This is a genomic window from Dactylosporangium cerinum, from assembly GCF_042653625.1.
GTDB lineage: Bacteria > Actinomycetota > Actinomycetes > Mycobacteriales > Micromonosporaceae > Dactylosporangium > Dactylosporangium cerinum.
On record NZ_JBHSIU010000086.1, the window covers coordinates 84,143 to 98,205 of the forward strand.

The following is a 14,063-nucleotide window of genomic DNA, read 5'->3' on the forward strand; positions in this document are numbered from 1 at the left end:
AATGGTCGGGTTGCGTCGCGGGGCGGTCGAGACTGCTCAATGAGAGGTCTCGACCGCTTCCGCGCGGCGTCGGTTCTATGACTGGCGCTCACCTCCGTGTTTTGGGCGTGGCACGCCCTGGGGTAGGTCTCCTGAGCCACCGGCGGTCCTGAGAGGGACGTAGGCGGCGGAGCCTGGCCCTTGGCCGCGACACGCCCGACCGCGGGGGTCGGACAGACCAAATAGGCGGCACCGGACCCTTCGGGGTTCCGCGAGGTCGAGAGACCTCGCATGAGAGAGGGAACTGAAGCCACCATGGCGGGACAGAAGATCCGCATCCGGCTCAAGGCCTACGACCACGAGGTCGTCGACTCCTCGGCGCGGAAGATCGTCGAGACGGTCACGCGCACCGGGGCTCAGGTCGCTGGGCCGGTGCCGCTGCCCACTGAGATCAACCGCTACTGCGTGATCCGCTCGCCGCACAAGTACAAGGACTCGCGCGAGCACTTCGAGATGCGCACGCACAAGCGTCTGATCGACATCATCGACCCGACCCCGAAGACGGTTGACTCGCTCATGCGGCTCGACCTGCCGGCTGGTGTCGACATCGAGATCAAGCTGTAGGGACCGGACTTATGGACAGGCAAGTCAAGGGCATCCTGGGTGAGAAGCTCGGCATGACCCAGATCTGGGACAACGGCAAGGTCGTCCCGGTGACTGTGGTGCAGGCCGGCCCGTGCGTCGTGACCCAGGTGCGCACGGCTGACAACGACGGTTACTCCGCGGTTCAGCTCGCGTGGGGCCAGATCGACCCGCGGAAGGTCAACAAGCCGCGGTCGGGTCACTTCGCCAAGGCGGACGTCGCCCCCCGTCGCCACATCGTGGAGCTGCGGACCACCGACGCCGGCGAGTACTCGCTCGGCCAGGAGATCACCGCTGAGACCTTCACCGCTGGCCAGCGCATCGACGTGACCGGCCGCACCAAGGGCAAGGGCTACGCCGGTGTCATGAAGCGGCACGGCTTCCACGGCCTGCGCGCCAGCCACGGTGTCGAGCGCAAGCACCGTTCGCCCGGCTCCATCGGCGCCTGCGCGACCCCGGGTCGCGTCTTCAAGGGCGTCAAGATGGCCGGCCGCATGGGTGGGGTGCGCTTCACCGTGCAGAACCTCACCGTCCAGGCGGTCGAGCTGGAGCAGGGTCTGATCCTGATCAGGGGTGCGGTCCCCGGCCCGAAGGGCAGCCTCGTGCTGCTGCGCAGCGCCGCCAAGACCGACCTGAAGTCGCAGAAGGGTGGGATCACCAAGTGACCACCGTTGACATCAAGACGGTCGACGGCGCCACGAACGGCACCGTCGAGCTGCCGGACGACATCTTCGACGCGCAGGCCAGCATCCCGCTGCTGCACCAGGTCGTCGTCGCGCAGCTGGCTGCGGCCCGTCAGGGCACGCACAAGGTCAAGACGCGGGGCGAGGTGTCCGGCGGCGGTAGGAAGCCCTACAAGCAGAAGGGCACCGGCCGCGCCCGCCAGGGCTCGATCCGCGCGCCGCAGTTCACCGGCGGTGGCATCACGCACGGCCCCGTGCCGCGTGACTACACCCAGCGGGTGAACAAGAAGATGAAGGCCGCCGCCCTGCGCGGTGCCCTCTCCGACCGGGCCCGCGAGGGTCGCATCCACGTCGTGGAGAGCTTCATCGACGGCGACACCCCGAAGACCAAGGACGCCCTGAAGGTGCTGCGCGGGATCACCGACGCGCGCCGGGTGCTCGTGGTCCTCCCGCGCGACGACGAGGCCAACTGGCTGAGCCTGCGCAACGAGCAGTCGGTGCACCTCCTGGTCGCCGACCAGCTCAACACGCACGACGTGCTCGTCGCCGACCAGGTCATCTTCACGACCGCGGCGCTCAACGAGTTCCTCGGCGTGCCGGCGGAGACCAGCACCGACGAGACCACTGAGGAGGCCTGATCATGGCGACGATCGCCGATCCACGCGACGTGATCATCCAGCCGGTGGTCTCTGAGAAGAGCTACAGCGAGCTCAACCGCAACTGGTACACGTTCCTGGTGCACCCGGACGCGAACAAGACCGAGATCAAGATCGCTATCCAGCAGATCTTCAACGTCCGCGTTCTGTCGGTCAACACCATCAACCGCGAAGGCAAGCGCAAGCGGACCCGCACGGGTTGGGGCAAGCGCAAGGACACGAAGCGGGCGATGGTCAAGCTCGCCGAGGGTGACCGGATCGAAGCCTTCGGCGGACCGGTCAGCTGAGGGGTATAGACGATGGCTATCCGTAAATACAAGCCGACGACCCCGGGTCGTCGCGGTTCGAGCGTTGCCGACTTCGCCGAGATCACCCGATCGACGCCCGAGAAGTCGCTCCTCGTCCCGCTGCCCAACAAGGGCGGACGCAACGTCCACGGCCGCGTCACCGCGCGCCACCAGGGCGGCGGCCACAAGCGCCAGTACCGGTTGATCGACTTCCGTCGCGCGGACAAGGACGGCATCCCCGCCAAGGTCGCGCACATCGAGTACGACCCCAACCGGACCGCGCGGATCGCGCTGCTGCATTACGCCGACGGCGAGAAGCGGTACATCATCGCGCCGAAGGACCTCAAGCAGGGTGACCGGGTCGAGGCCGGAGTCGGCGCCGACATCAAGCCGGGCAACAACCTGCCGCTGCGCAACATCCCGGTCGGCACCACCGTTCACGCGGTGGAGCTGCGCCCGGGCGGCGGCGCGAAGCTGGCCCGCTCGGCCGGCGTCGGCGTCCAGCTGCTCGGCCGTGAGGGCACCTACGCGACACTGCGTATGCCGTCCGGCGAGATCCGGCGCGTCGAGGTCACCTGCCGGGCGACCATCGGCGAGATCGGCAACGCCGACCAGTCGAACATCAACTGGGGCAAGGCCGGCCGCATGCGCTGGAAGGGCAAGCGCCCGACCGTCCGTGGTGTCGCGATGAACCCCATCGACCACCCGCACGGTGGTGGTGAGGGTAAGACCTCGGGTGGTCGTCACCCGGTCAACCCGAAGGGCAAGCCGGAGGGCCGCACGCGGCGCAAGGGCCAGCCGAGCGACCGACTCATCGTCCGTAGGCGTTACGCCACCCGGAAGCGCGGCTAAGGAGCCTGAGCAATGCCTCGCAGCCTCAAGAAGGGCCCGTTCGTCGACGACCACCTCATCAAGAAGGTGGAAGTCCAGAACGCCAAGAACTCCAAGAACGTCATCAAGACCTGGTCGCGCCGGTCGACGATCATCCCCGACATGCTCGGGCACACGATCGCCGTCCACGACGGGCGTAAGCACGTGCCCGTGTTCGTGACGGAGGCGATGGTCGGGCACAAGCTCGGCGAGTTCGCGCTGACCCGCACGTTCAAGGGTCACGAGAAGGACGACCGGAAGAGCCGCCGCCGCTAAGGCAGCCAACTAAAGGGGATTTCCCAATGCCAACAAAAGCAGCGGCGGCGCTGCCCGGTGCCCGGGCGATCGCGCGCCATGTGCGCGTGTCGCCCATGAAGGCGCGCCGTGTGGTGAACCTCGTTCGCGGGTTGCCCGCGCGCGACGCACTCACGGTGCTGCAGTTCGCCCCGCAGTCCGCGAGCGAGCCGGTCTACAAGGTGCTCGCAAGCGCCATCGCCAACGCAGAGAACAACGAGCGGCTTGACCCGGACTCGCTCCTGGTCGCCGAGGCATACGTGGACGAGGGCCCGACGCTCAAGCGGTTCCGGCCGCGGGCGCAGGGTCGCGCGTACCGGATCCGCAAGCGGACCAGCCACATCACCATCGTGGTCGAGAGTGTCCCGGCGTCCCAGGCCCGTGCGGCCAAGGCCGGCGTGGCCAAGGCGACCAAGGCGGCCAAGGCCGTGACGCCGGAGACGGACGAGGCCGACGAGGTCACGACGCCGGCGGCGAAGAAGGCCGCCCCGGCGAAGAAGGCCACGAAGGCGACGCCGAAGGCTGACGCCGAGGAAGGGACCGAGTAATGGGTCAGAAGGTTCACCCGCACGGGTTCCGGCTCGGCATCAGCACCGACTGGAAGTCCCGCTGGTACGCCGACAAGCTCTACAAGGACTACATCGCCGAGGATGTCAAGATCCGTCGGATGATGTCGAAGGGCCTGGAGCGCGCCGGCATCGCCAAGGTCGACATCGAGCGCACCCGCGACCGGGTCCGTGTGGACATCCACACGGCCCGCCCGGGCATCGTCATCGGCCGTAAGGGCGCTGAGGCCGACCGCATCCGCGCCGAGCTGGAGAAGCTCACCGGCAAGCAGGTGCAGCTCAACATCCTCGAGGTGAAGAGCCCCGAGTCGGACGCACAGCTCGTCGCGCAGGGCGTGGCCGAGCAGCTGTCCAGCCGGGTCAGCTTCCGCCGTGCCATGCGCAAGGCGATGCAGTCCGCGATGAAGAACCCGCTGGTCAAGGGCATCCGGGTGCAGGTCTCCGGCCGCCTCGGCGGCGCCGAGATGAGCCGCACGGAGTTCTACCGTGAGGGTCGCGTGCCGCTGCACTCGCTGCGGGCCAACATCGAGTACGGGTTCTTCGAGGCCCGCACCACCTTCGGCCGCATCGGCGTGAAGGTCTGGATCTACAAGGGCGACGCCGTTCCGGGTCGCGAGGCGCCGGCTGAGGCCGCCGCACCGCGTGGTGGCCGTCGCGAGCGCACCGACCGGCCCGAGCGGCCGCGTCGCGGGCGTTCCGGTTCCTCCGGCACGACCGCCGGTGGCACCGAGGCCGGTCGGGCCGCAGCCGCGGCCCAGGCCGCCGAGGTGACCCCCGAGGCCGCCCCGGTGGAGCAGGCACCGGCAGAGACGCCTCAGGAGGGCTGACGAATGCTGATCCCTCGTAAGCCCCCGAAGGGCTTCCGCAAGCCGCACCACCCGGACCGGCACGGCCCGGCCAAGGGCGGCACCCGCGTGGTCTTCGGCGAGTTCGGTATCCAGGCTCTCGAGCCGGCGTACATCACGAACCGTCAGATCGAGGCAGCCCGTATCGCCATGACCCGGCACATCCGGCGTGGCGGCAAGGTCTGGATCACGATCTTCCCGGACCGCTCCATCACCAAGAAGCCGGCCGAGACCCGCATGGGTTCCGGCAAGGGTTCCCCCGAGTGGTGGGTGGCCAACATCAAGCCGGGCCGGATCCTGTTCGAGATGTCGTTCCCGAACGAGCAGATCGCCCGCGAGGCAATGCGCCGCGCGATCCACAAGCTTCCGCTGAAGTGCCGGATCGTCACGCGTGAAGGGGCTGATGTCTGATGGCCGCCGGAATCAAGGCGACCGACCTGCGCGAGCTGTCCGACGAGAGCCTGGTCGAGAAGCTTCGGGAAGCGAAGGCGGAGCTGTTCAACCTCCGCGTCCAGTCGGCCACCGGTCAGCTGGACAACCACGGGCGGTTGCAGGTCATCCGCAAGGACATCGCCCGGATCTACACGATCATGCGTGAGCGCGAGCTGGGTCTCTCAGCGGCGCCCGACGCTGTGGCTGAGGTGGCATGAGCATGAGCGAGCAGACGACCGAGAGCACCGAGGTGCGCGGCCGCCGCAAGGTCCGCGAGGGCCTGGTGGTCAGCGACAAGATGAACAAGACCGTCGTCGTGGCGGTCGAGGACCAGGTCAAGCACCCGCTGTACGGCAAGGTCATGCGCCGCACCAACAAGCTCAAGGCGCACGACGAGCAGAACGCGTGCGGTATCGGCGACCGGGTGCTGCTCATGGAGACCCGGCCGCTGTCCGCCACCAAGCGTTGGCGGGTCGTGGAGATCCTCGAAAAGGCCAAGTAAGGCCGTCGTTCCGCCAAGCTCGGCACCGGCCGTTGCTGAAACACCGACCGGTGCCGAGAACTGGCAGACATTAGGAGACAAGCGTGATTCAGCAGGAGTCGCGGCTGCGCGTCGCCGACAACACGGGTGCCCGGGAGATCCTGTGCATCCGTGTGCTCGGTGGCTCGGGTCGCCGCTATGCAGGCATCGGCGACATCATCGTGGCCACCGTGAAGGACGCCATCCCGGGCGCCGGCGTGAAGAAGGGCGATGTGGTCAAGGCCGTCATCGTCCGGACCACCAAGGAACGGCGCCGGCCGGACGGGTCCTACATCCGGTTCGACGAGAACGCCGCCGTGATCATCAAGGATGGCGGTGACCCCCGTGGTACCCGCATCTTCGGCCCGGTCGGGCGTGAGCTCCGGGACAAGCGTTTCATGAAGATCATCTCGCTCGCGCCGGAGGTGTTGTAACCATGAAGGTCAAAAAGGGCGACACCGTCCTGGTCATCGCAGGCAAGGACAAGGGCACCCGGGGCAAGGTCCTCACCGCCCTCCCGCGCGAGGACAAGGTCATCGTCGAGGGCGTCAACCGCGTCAAGAAGCACACCCGCATCCGCACCACCCAGCGTGGTTCGAAGACCGGTGGCATCGTGACCCAGGAAGCCGCCATCCACGTCTCGAACGTGATGGTGATCGACTCGGACAACAAGCCGACCCGCGTCGGTGCCCGCATCGACGAGGACGGCGTCAAGACCCGCACGTCGCGTCGCTCCGGTAAGGATCTGTGATGACGACGGTCGACAAGGTGAACCCGCGCCTCAAGCAGCGCTACCGCGACGAGATCGCGGGCGCGCTGCAGGAGCAGTTCAAGTACACCAACGTGATGCAGATCCCCGGCGTCGTCAAGGTCGTCGTCAACATGGGCGTCGGCGAAGCGGCCCGCGACTCGAAGCTGATCGACGGCGCGGTCCGTGACCTCGCCACGATCACCGGCCAGAAGCCGCAGATCCGCAAGGCGACCAAGTCCATCGCGCAGTTCAAGCTGCGTGAGGGCATGCCGATCGGCGCGAAGGTCACCCTCCGCAACGACCGCATGTGGGAGTTCCTCGACCGGCTGCTGTCGATCGCACTGCCGCGTATCCGCGACTTCCGCGGTCTGGACGGGCGCAAGCTCGACGGCAACGGCAACTACACCTTCGGTCTCACCGAGCAGTCGGTGTTCCACGAGATCGACCAGGACCGCATCGACCGGCCGCGAGGGATGGACATCACCGTGGTCACCACCGCTTCCACGGACGAGGAAGGTCGCGCGCTGCTGAAGCTGCTCGGCTTCCCGTTCCGTGAGAACTAGGAGAACTGACCAATGGCGAAGAAGGCCCTAGTCCTCAAGGCCGCCGCGAAGCCCAAGTTCGCGGTCCGCGCTTACACCCGCTGCCAGCGCTGCGGCCGGCCCAAGGCCGTGTACCGGAAGTTCGGGCTGTGCCGCGTGTGCATCCGTGAGATGGCGCACCGCGGCGAGCTGCCCGGCGTTTCCAAGGCCTCCTGGTAAACCTCCTTCGCCGTAGGCCCGCCCACAGCGGCGAGGAACCGCGGCGAGAAAGGCTGACAAAGCAATGACCATGACCGACCCGATCGCAGACATGCTGACGCGTCTGCGCAACGCCAACCAGGCGTACCACGACCGGGTGTCGATGCCCTATTCGAAGATCAAGGCGAACATCGCCGAGGTGCTCAAGTCCGAGGGCTACGTGTCCTCGTGGCAGGTTCAGGAGCCGGAAGAGGGCAAGGTCGGCAAGACGCTGATCGTTGAACTCAAGTACGGCCAGAGCCGCGAGCGCAGCCTCGCCGGCATCCGCCGGGTCTCGAAGCCCGGCCTGCGGGTGTACGCGAAGTCGGTGGAGATGCCGCGCGTGCTCGGTGGCCTCGGTGTGGCCATCATCTCGACGTCCCAAGGGCTGCTCACCGACCGGCAGGCCCGCAAGCGAGGGGTGGGCGGGGAAGTCCTCGCCTACGTCTGGTAAGGGAGAGCCTTCAATGTCTCGAATCGGACGTAAGCCCATCGCGGTGCCCACCGGCGTCGACCTGAAGGTCGACGGCCAGGTCGTCACCGTCAAGGGACCCAAGGGCGAGCTGAGCCACACCCTCGCCGAGCCCATCACGTTGGAGAAGGCCGAGGACGGCACCTTCAACGTCGTGCGCCCCAACGACGAGCGCAAGGCGAAGGAGCTGCACGGCCTGTCCCGCACGCTCATCGCCAACATGGTCATCGGCGTCACCGAGGGCTACCGCAAGAGCCTCGAGATCGCCGGCACCGGTTACCGCGTGACCGCGAAGGGCAGCGACCTGGAGTTCGCGCTCGGGTTCTCCCACCCCGTGGTCGTGACGCCCCCTCCGGGCATCACGTTCACCGTCGAGCGGCCGACGCTGTTCCACATCGCCGGCATCGACAAGCAGCAGGTGGGCGAGGTCGCCGCCAACATTCGCAAGATCCGCCCGCCGGAGCCGTACAAGGGCAAGGGCGTGAAGTACCAGGGCGAGGTCATCCGCCGTAAGGCTGGAAAGGCAGGCAAGAAGTGAGCGCCACGCTGCTCAAGCGCCGCAACTCCGGCGGCGCCGCCGCGGCGCGCCGCACCGGGCGTGCACGCCGGCACTTCCGCATCCGCAAGCACGTCAGTGGCACCGCCGAGCGTCCCCGCCTGGTCGTCACCCGCTCGCTGCGGAACATCACCGCGCAGATCGTCGACGACCTCAAGGGCCACACGCTGGCCTCGGCCTCGACGCTCGACACGAGCATCCGTGGCACCGACGGCGACAAGAAGGCGCTGGCCGGCAAGGTCGGCACCCTCCTCGCCGAGCGGGCGAAGGCCGCAGGTGTCGGCAAGGTCGTCTTCGACCGTGGCGGAAACCGTTACGCCGGCCGCATCGCGGCCCTGGCTGACGCCGCCCGCGAAGCCGGACTCGAATTCTAGGAAAGGGAACGTTCATGCCTGGTCCTCAGCGCAGGGGCGGCGGGTCCGGTGGGAACACCGAAGGTGGCGGCCGTCGCGAGAATCGTCGCGACGGAGGCGGCCGCGGTAACGCGCCCGCCGAGAAGACCCCCCACCTCGAGCGGGTCGTCGCGATCAACCGTGTCGCCAAGGTCGTCAAGGGTGGTCGGCGCTTCAGCTTCACCGCCCTCGTCATCGTCGGTGACGGCGACGGCACCGTCGGCGTCGGTTACGGAAAGGCCAAGGAGGTGCCCGCGGCCATCGCCAAGGGTGTCGAGGAGGCCAAGAAGCACTTCTTCAAGGTGCCGCGGATCGCTGCGTCGATTCCGCACCCGGTGATCGGCGAGGACGCCGCCGGCGTCGTGCTGCTCAAGCCGGCCTCCGCCGGTACCGGTGTCATCGCCGGTGGCCCCGTGCGTGCCGTCCTGGAGTGCGCGGGCATCCACGATGTCCTCTCCAAGAGCCTCGGGTCCTCCAACGCGATCAACATCGTCCACGCGACGGTGGCGGCGCTGAAGAAGCTCGAGTCGCCGGAAGCTGTGGCCTCGCGCCGTGGCCTGCCGGTCGAAGACGTCGCGCCGGCCGCAATGCTGGCCCAGCGTGCCGGGGCGGGTGCATAGTCATGGCTCGCCTGAAGGTCACCCAGATCCGGTCCCAGATCGGCACCAAGCAGAACCAGCGCGACACGCTGCGTTCGCTCGGCCTGAAGCGGATCCGCGACGTCGTCGTCAAGGAAGACCGTCCGGAGATCCGCGGCATGATCCACACCGTGACGCACCTGGTCACCGTGGAAGAGGTGGAGTAATCCGATGACGATCAAGCTGCACCACCTGCGGCCCGCCCCGGGCGCCAAGACCGCGAAGACCCGTGTGGGTCGCGGTGAGGGCTCCAAGGGCAAGACCGCCGGTCGTGGCACCAAGGGCTCCAAGGCCCGTAAGAACATCTCGGCGGCGTTCGAGGGCGGGCAGATGCCCCTCCACATGCGCCTGCCGAAGCTCAAGGGCTTCAAGAACCGCAACCGGATCGAGTTCCAGGTTGTCAACCTGGCCCGGCTCGCGGAGCTCTTCCCGAAGGGCGGCACGATCGGGGTCGACGAGCTCGTCGACGCCGGTGCGGTCCGCAAGGGCGAGCTCGTCAAGGTCCTCGGCGACGGGGAGCTCGGCGGAGTGAAGCTGCAGGTCAGCGCGCACAAGTTCAGCGCGTCGGCCCGTGAGAAGCTCGAAGCGGCGGGCGGCTCCGCCACGCTGCTCGGCGGCTCCGCAGCTGAGTAGGCAACGCGCTACCGTGGCGTCCACCGGAGCACATCGGGTGGGCGCCACGTGGCGCCTCAGTACCACCTGAAAAGCCGAGGGATCGCCAGGGCGTGATGTGCTGCGGGCATGCTGTTAGAGTCCGTTGCGCAGTAACACGCTCGTCATCCGCTCAGCCGTAACACCAGCACCACCAGGACCCCACCTCGTCGGCCACCCGGCCGCCTTGCGCAGGAGGAAGAACGTTGCTCTCCGCCTTTGCCAGCGCGTTTCGCACGCCTGACCTGCGCAACAAAATTCTGTTCACATTGCTCATGATCGCGCTGTACCGGGTCGGGGCCACGCTCCCCAGCCCCGGCGTGTCGTTCGGCAATGTGCAGAAGTGCCTCGACATCGTCGAGAGCGGCGCCGACAACCAGGTCTTCACTCTGCTGAACCTGTTCTCCGGTGGCGCGCTGCTGCAACTTTCAGTCTTCGCGCTGGGCATCATGCCCTACATCACCGCGAGCATCATCCTGCAGCTGCTGACGGTCGTGATCCCGCGGCTGGAGCAGCTCCGCAAGGAGGGCCAGTCCGGCCAGGCGAAGATCACCCAGTACACGCGCTACCTCACCCTCGGGCTCGGCGTCCTGCAGGCCTCGGCGTTCGTCGCCCTGGCGCGGTCCGGCCAGCTCTTCGGTGGCGCCTGCGACCAGACCCAGTTCCCGGTCATCCCGGACACCGGCAAGATCCCCCTGTGGCTCACCCTCACCGCGCTGGTCATCACGATGACCGCCGGCACGGGCATGGTCATGTGGTTCGGTGAGCTCGTCACCGACCGCGGCGTCGGCAACGGCATGTCCGTCCTGATCTTCACCTCGATCGCCGCCCGCCTCCCCAACGAGGGCATCACGATCTGGCAGGACGACAAGACCACCTTCTTCGTGGTGGTCGGCCTGGCCGTCGTCGTCATCGCCTTCGTGGTCTTCCTGGAGCAGGCCCAGCGGCGCATCCCGGTGCAATACGCGAAGCGCATGATCGGCCGCCGCATGTACGGCGGGACCTCGACCTACATCCCGCTGAAGGTCAACCAGGCGGGTGTCATCCCGGTCATCTTCGCGTCCTCGCTGCTCTACCTGCCGCAGCTGGCGACCTCGTTCGCCGGTCAGGACACGACCAACCGGACCATCCTCTGGATCAACCGGAACATCGTCGCCCAGGACAAGCCGGCGCACATCATCCTCTACTTCATGTTGATCATCTTCTTCACGTACTTCTACGTGTCGATCACGTTCAACCCCACTGAGGTCGCGGACAACATGCGCAAGTACGGCGGCTTCGTCCCCGGTATCCGCCCCGGCAAGCCGACCGCCGAGTATCTTGACTTCATCCTCAGCCGCATCACCCTCCCCGGCGCGCTCTACCTGGGCATCATCTCGATCCTGCCCAACCTGCTCATCGGGATCGTCGGTGGCGGACAGGCTCTGCAAAACTTCCCGTTCGGCGGCACCGCAGTGCTCATTATTGTTGGTGTGGGCCTCGAGACGGTAAAGCAGATCGAGAGCCAGCTCATGCAGCGCAACTACGAAGGGTTCCTCCGGTAGTGAGGCTGGTGCTGGTAGGTCCCCCCGGGGCGGGCAAGGGGACCCAGGCCGAGTTCATCGCCGCGCACCTCGCCGTGCCCAAAATCTCCACCGGCGACATCTTCCGCGCCAACGTCGGGCAGGGCACCCCGCTCGGCGTCGAGGCCAAGCGCTACATGGACGCAGGCCAGCTCGTGCCCGACGAGGTCACCATCAACATGGTGTCCGACCGGCTGGCCGAGGGGGACGCCGCCGACGGCTTCCTCCTCGACGGCTTCCCCCGCACCGTCCCGCAGGCCAACGCCCTCGACAAGCTCCTCGCCGACCTCGGCACCGGACTCGATCTGGTCCTGGAGCTCGTCGTGGAGAACGAAGAGGTCATCCGGCGGCTCTCCGGCCGCCGGACCTGCCGCGGCTGCGGCAAGATCTGGCACGTCGAGTTCGACGCACCCGTCCACGAGGGCGTGTGCGACCGCTGCGGCGGCGAGCTCTTCCAGCGCGACGACGACAAGGCCGAGACGATCGCCGAGCGCCTGAAGGTCTACGCCCGCGACACGTCCCCCCTCGTCGACTACTTCGGCGCGCAGGGCAAGCTGGTGGGCATCGACGCCACCGGGCCGGTCGAAGACGTGACGGTCCGCGCGATCGACGCCCTGCGCTCCTACGGCGGCTGACCGGTGGCGCACCAGGTCGAGATCGAGCTCAAGACCCCCGAAGAGATCGGCCGGATGCGCCGCGCCGGTCTCGTCGTGGCCGACGCCCTCGCCCGCATGCGGGCCGCCGTCGCGCCCGGCGTCTCCACCGCCGACCTCGACGCGATCGCCGAGGAGACCATCCGGGCCGCCGGCGCCATCCCCTCCTTCAAGGGCTACCACGGCTACCCGGCCTCGATCTGCTCCTCCGTCAACGACCAGGTCGTGCACGCCATCCCCAGCCACCGCCAGGTCCTGCGCGCCGGCGATCTCATCTCGATCGACTGCGGCGCCGAGCTGGACGGCTGGCACGGCGACGCCGCCATCACCGTCGGCGTCGGCGACATCAGCAACGACCTGCGCCGCCTCGTGACCGTCGCCGAGGACGCCATGTGGGCCGGCGTCGCGGCCGCCGCCCGCGGTGTCCGCTCCGGCAAGGGCCGCCTCACCGACATCTCCTTCGCGATCCAGTCCGCGGTGCGCAAGGCGGGCCGCTACGGCATCGTCGACGGCTACGGCGGCCACGGCATCGGCAGCGCCATGCACCAGGACCCCTTCGTCGAGAACTCCGGCCGCCCCGGCAAGGGCCCGGCGCTGCGCCCCGGCATGGCCCTCGCCATCGAGCCGATGATCACCAAGGGCAAGCCGAAGGTCGCCGAGCTCGACGACGGCTGGACCGTGGTCACCGTCGACGGCTCGGTCGCCGCCCACGTCGAACACACCATGGCCATCTGCGACGACGGCGTCTGGGTCCTCACCGCCCCGGACGGCGGCCGGGCCCGGCTGGGTGAGCTCGTCACCGCGCGGCAGCAGGTCAGCGCGTAGATCATCCGTGCGGGCTCCGGTCCGTCGGGCTCAAGGTCCGCTGCTCCCGTCAGCCACCGGTCGGCCGCGGACGGCCTCCCTGCCAGGTCCGCGGACAGTTGCGCAGCCGCGACCTGCCGGCCGCGACAAGCCCCGCGACCTGCCGGCCGGCCCGCATCCGCGGCCCGTCCGCCTCGGCCACGACGCGACCGTCCCGGCCGCGACCGTTCAGGGCCGCCCGGGTACCCACCGCCCCGTGCCTCCGCCCACAACGACCGCACGCCCTCACCCATGACTCGCCGGCCCGCCGGCCGCCGTGTGATCGAAGTCGTGCACGGGCTGTGCGGACAGCCAGCTGGCGACTTCGATCACGGGGAAGGTCCACTCTCGGCGCAGAACAAGCCGACAAAGAGGCCGATCCGGACATCGGCAGCGCCGGACCGGGCGCCGGGCACGCGGCATCGCCGCAGGATTCCCACAAGCCGAAGGATCCCCGGGTGCCTGGAGCCTGTTGCGTTTGGCGGAAAACCGCCTCGTCGTCGGCCGCCGCGACCCTCGATGGCCGCGACCGGCCCGCACAGCCGTGCTTCTCTCAGCGCGGAACGTGAGCCGCCCATTTCGCAACATGCTCCCTGACCCCGGAGATCCTTCGGCTTGTCGCACCACCACCCACCTGACGGGACCTTCCACAGATCGAAGTCGTGCGCTGGTCACCCGAGCGACCGCAGGACGACTTCGATCTTGGAGCCAGCGGCGGGGGGCGGCGTTTCGCCGTGGGTGTGGGGGTGTTGTGGTCTGGGGTTGGTGATCGAAGTCGTGTGGTGGTCGTCCGGGTGGCCGTGGGACGGCTTCGATCACGGGGTGGGCGGCGGGGGTGGACTTTCGGCGCGGGGTCCGGGGCGGTGGCGGCAGGCGGGGGCCGGGGCGGTGGCGGCAGGCGGGGGCCGGGGAATGGGCTACGGAGGCAGGCCGTTGTCCCAGGGGCGTTCAGCCGGCAAACCGGCCACGGTGGTCACGGCGGCGGGCGGTGG

23 protein-coding genes and 1 pseudogene are annotated in these 14,063 nt (G+C 68.3%); all 24 read left to right on the top strand.

The features are described 5' to 3' along the window. Positions 1 to 294: 294 nt before the first annotated feature. A complete protein-coding gene (rpsJ, locus tag ACFPIJ_RS49330) occupies positions 295 to 603 on the top strand; it encodes a 30S ribosomal protein S10 (protein WP_018347762.1) in 309 nt (102 codons plus the stop codon). A gap of 11 nt (positions 604 to 614) precedes the next feature. Further along, positions 615 to 1,286, top strand: coding sequence for a 50S ribosomal protein L3 (gene rplC, locus ACFPIJ_RS49335; protein ID WP_380126434.1), 672 nt, complete (start codon positions 615 to 617; stop codon positions 1,284 to 1,286). Continuing rightward, entirely contained in the window at positions 1,283 to 1,942 is a 660-nt protein-coding gene (rplD, locus tag ACFPIJ_RS49340) for a 50S ribosomal protein L4 (RefSeq protein WP_380126435.1), read from the top strand. The genes rplC and rplD overlap by 4 nt, the downstream gene beginning before the upstream one ends. A gap of 2 nt (positions 1,943 to 1,944) precedes the next feature. Continuing rightward, positions 1,945 to 2,247, top strand: a complete 303-nt coding sequence (rplW, locus tag ACFPIJ_RS49345; RefSeq protein WP_033357665.1) for a 50S ribosomal protein L23 — start codon at positions 1,945 to 1,947, stop codon at positions 2,245 to 2,247. A 12-nt stretch (positions 2,248 to 2,259) separates the two neighbouring features. Continuing rightward, positions 2,260 to 3,099: a 50S ribosomal protein L2 gene (rplB, locus tag ACFPIJ_RS49350; protein ID WP_203845080.1), complete on the top strand. Its 840-nt coding sequence runs from the start codon at positions 2,260 to 2,262 to the stop codon at positions 3,097 to 3,099. Positions 3,100 to 3,111: 12 nt separating this feature from the next. Further along, the gene (gene rpsS, locus ACFPIJ_RS49355) at positions 3,112 to 3,393 is read left to right on the top strand and encodes a 30S ribosomal protein S19 (RefSeq protein WP_203845081.1); all 282 of its coding nucleotides are present in this window, start codon (positions 3,112 to 3,114) and stop codon (positions 3,391 to 3,393) included. A gap of 26 nt (positions 3,394 to 3,419) precedes the next feature. After that, positions 3,420 to 3,869: pseudogene (gene rplV / locus ACFPIJ_RS49360) on the top strand (50S ribosomal protein L22); the annotation flags it as partial. Positions 3,870 to 3,958: 89 nt separating this feature from the next. Further along, positions 3,959 to 4,804: a 30S ribosomal protein S3 gene (gene rpsC / locus ACFPIJ_RS49365; RefSeq protein WP_380126436.1), complete on the top strand. Its 846-nt coding sequence runs from the start codon at positions 3,959 to 3,961 to the stop codon at positions 4,802 to 4,804. Positions 4,805 to 4,807: 3 nt separating this feature from the next. After that, positions 4,808 to 5,233, top strand: a complete 426-nt coding sequence (gene rplP, locus ACFPIJ_RS49370; RefSeq protein ID WP_190249381.1) for a 50S ribosomal protein L16 — start codon at positions 4,808 to 4,810, stop codon at positions 5,231 to 5,233. Further along, entirely contained in the window at positions 5,233 to 5,472 is a 240-nt protein-coding gene (rpmC, locus tag ACFPIJ_RS49375) for a 50S ribosomal protein L29 (RefSeq protein WP_203845085.1), read from the top strand. The genes rplP and rpmC overlap by 1 nt, the downstream gene beginning before the upstream one ends. Positions 5,473 to 5,474: 2 nt before the next feature. Further along, positions 5,475 to 5,756 carry a 30S ribosomal protein S17 gene (gene rpsQ, locus ACFPIJ_RS49380; RefSeq protein ID WP_033357658.1) on the top strand — a complete coding sequence of 94 codons (282 nt, stop codon included), beginning with the start codon at positions 5,475 to 5,477 and terminating at the stop codon, positions 5,754 to 5,756. 83 nt (positions 5,757 to 5,839) lie between these two features. After that, the gene (gene rplN / locus ACFPIJ_RS49385) at positions 5,840 to 6,208 is read left to right on the top strand and encodes a 50S ribosomal protein L14 (RefSeq protein ID WP_203845087.1); all 369 of its coding nucleotides are present in this window, start codon (positions 5,840 to 5,842) and stop codon (positions 6,206 to 6,208) included. A 2-nt stretch (positions 6,209 to 6,210) separates the two neighbouring features. Next, positions 6,211 to 6,525, top strand: a complete 315-nt coding sequence (gene rplX, locus ACFPIJ_RS49390; RefSeq protein ID WP_033357656.1) for a 50S ribosomal protein L24 — start codon at positions 6,211 to 6,213, stop codon at positions 6,523 to 6,525. Then, positions 6,525 to 7,088, top strand: coding sequence for a 50S ribosomal protein L5 (gene rplE, locus ACFPIJ_RS49395; protein ID WP_380126437.1), 564 nt, complete (start codon positions 6,525 to 6,527; stop codon positions 7,086 to 7,088). Before rplX ends, rplE begins: the two co-directional genes overlap by 1 nt. 12 nt (positions 7,089 to 7,100) lie before the next feature. Beyond that, positions 7,101 to 7,286: a type Z 30S ribosomal protein S14 gene (locus tag ACFPIJ_RS49400; protein ID WP_190249376.1), complete on the top strand. Its 186-nt coding sequence runs from the start codon at positions 7,101 to 7,103 to the stop codon at positions 7,284 to 7,286. 64 nt (positions 7,287 to 7,350) lie between these two features. Then, positions 7,351 to 7,758, top strand: a complete 408-nt coding sequence (rpsH, locus tag ACFPIJ_RS49405) for a 30S ribosomal protein S8 (protein WP_033357654.1) — start codon at positions 7,351 to 7,353, stop codon at positions 7,756 to 7,758. Positions 7,759 to 7,771: 13 nt separating this feature from the next. Then, the gene (gene rplF / locus ACFPIJ_RS49410) at positions 7,772 to 8,314 is read left to right on the top strand and encodes a 50S ribosomal protein L6 (RefSeq protein WP_380126438.1); all 543 of its coding nucleotides are present in this window, start codon (positions 7,772 to 7,774) and stop codon (positions 8,312 to 8,314) included. After that, positions 8,311 to 8,706 carry a 50S ribosomal protein L18 gene (rplR, locus tag ACFPIJ_RS49415; RefSeq protein ID WP_460494012.1) on the top strand — a complete coding sequence of 132 codons (396 nt, stop codon included), beginning with the start codon at positions 8,311 to 8,313 and terminating at the stop codon, positions 8,704 to 8,706. Before rplF ends, rplR begins: the two co-directional genes overlap by 4 nt. A gap of 14 nt (positions 8,707 to 8,720) precedes the next feature. Next, the gene (gene rpsE, locus ACFPIJ_RS49420; RefSeq protein ID WP_380126439.1) at positions 8,721 to 9,344 is read left to right on the top strand and encodes a 30S ribosomal protein S5; all 624 of its coding nucleotides are present in this window, start codon (positions 8,721 to 8,723) and stop codon (positions 9,342 to 9,344) included. A gap of 2 nt (positions 9,345 to 9,346) precedes the next feature. Next, complete coding sequence (gene rpmD, locus ACFPIJ_RS49425; RefSeq protein WP_203845092.1) at positions 9,347 to 9,529, top strand: 50S ribosomal protein L30; 183 nt, start codon at positions 9,347 to 9,349, stop codon at positions 9,527 to 9,529. Positions 9,530 to 9,533: 4 nt separating this feature from the next. After that, a complete protein-coding gene (gene rplO / locus ACFPIJ_RS49430) occupies positions 9,534 to 9,995 on the top strand; it encodes a 50S ribosomal protein L15 (RefSeq protein ID WP_203845093.1) in 462 nt (153 codons plus the stop codon). Between the two features lie 224 nt (positions 9,996 to 10,219). Then, positions 10,220 to 11,557, top strand: a complete 1,338-nt coding sequence (gene secY / locus ACFPIJ_RS49435) for a preprotein translocase subunit SecY (RefSeq protein ID WP_203845094.1) — start codon at positions 10,220 to 10,222, stop codon at positions 11,555 to 11,557. After that, positions 11,557 to 12,210 (top strand): adenylate kinase, encoded by a 654-nt coding sequence (locus ACFPIJ_RS49440; RefSeq protein ID WP_203845095.1) that lies wholly within the window; start codon positions 11,557 to 11,559, stop codon positions 12,208 to 12,210. Before secY ends, ACFPIJ_RS49440 begins: the two co-directional genes overlap by 1 nt. A 3-nt stretch (positions 12,211 to 12,213) precedes the next feature. Next, a complete protein-coding gene (gene map / locus ACFPIJ_RS49445) occupies positions 12,214 to 13,053 on the top strand; it encodes a type I methionyl aminopeptidase (RefSeq protein ID WP_380126440.1) in 840 nt (279 codons plus the stop codon). The last annotated feature ends 1,010 nt before the right edge of the window (positions 13,054 to 14,063 follow it).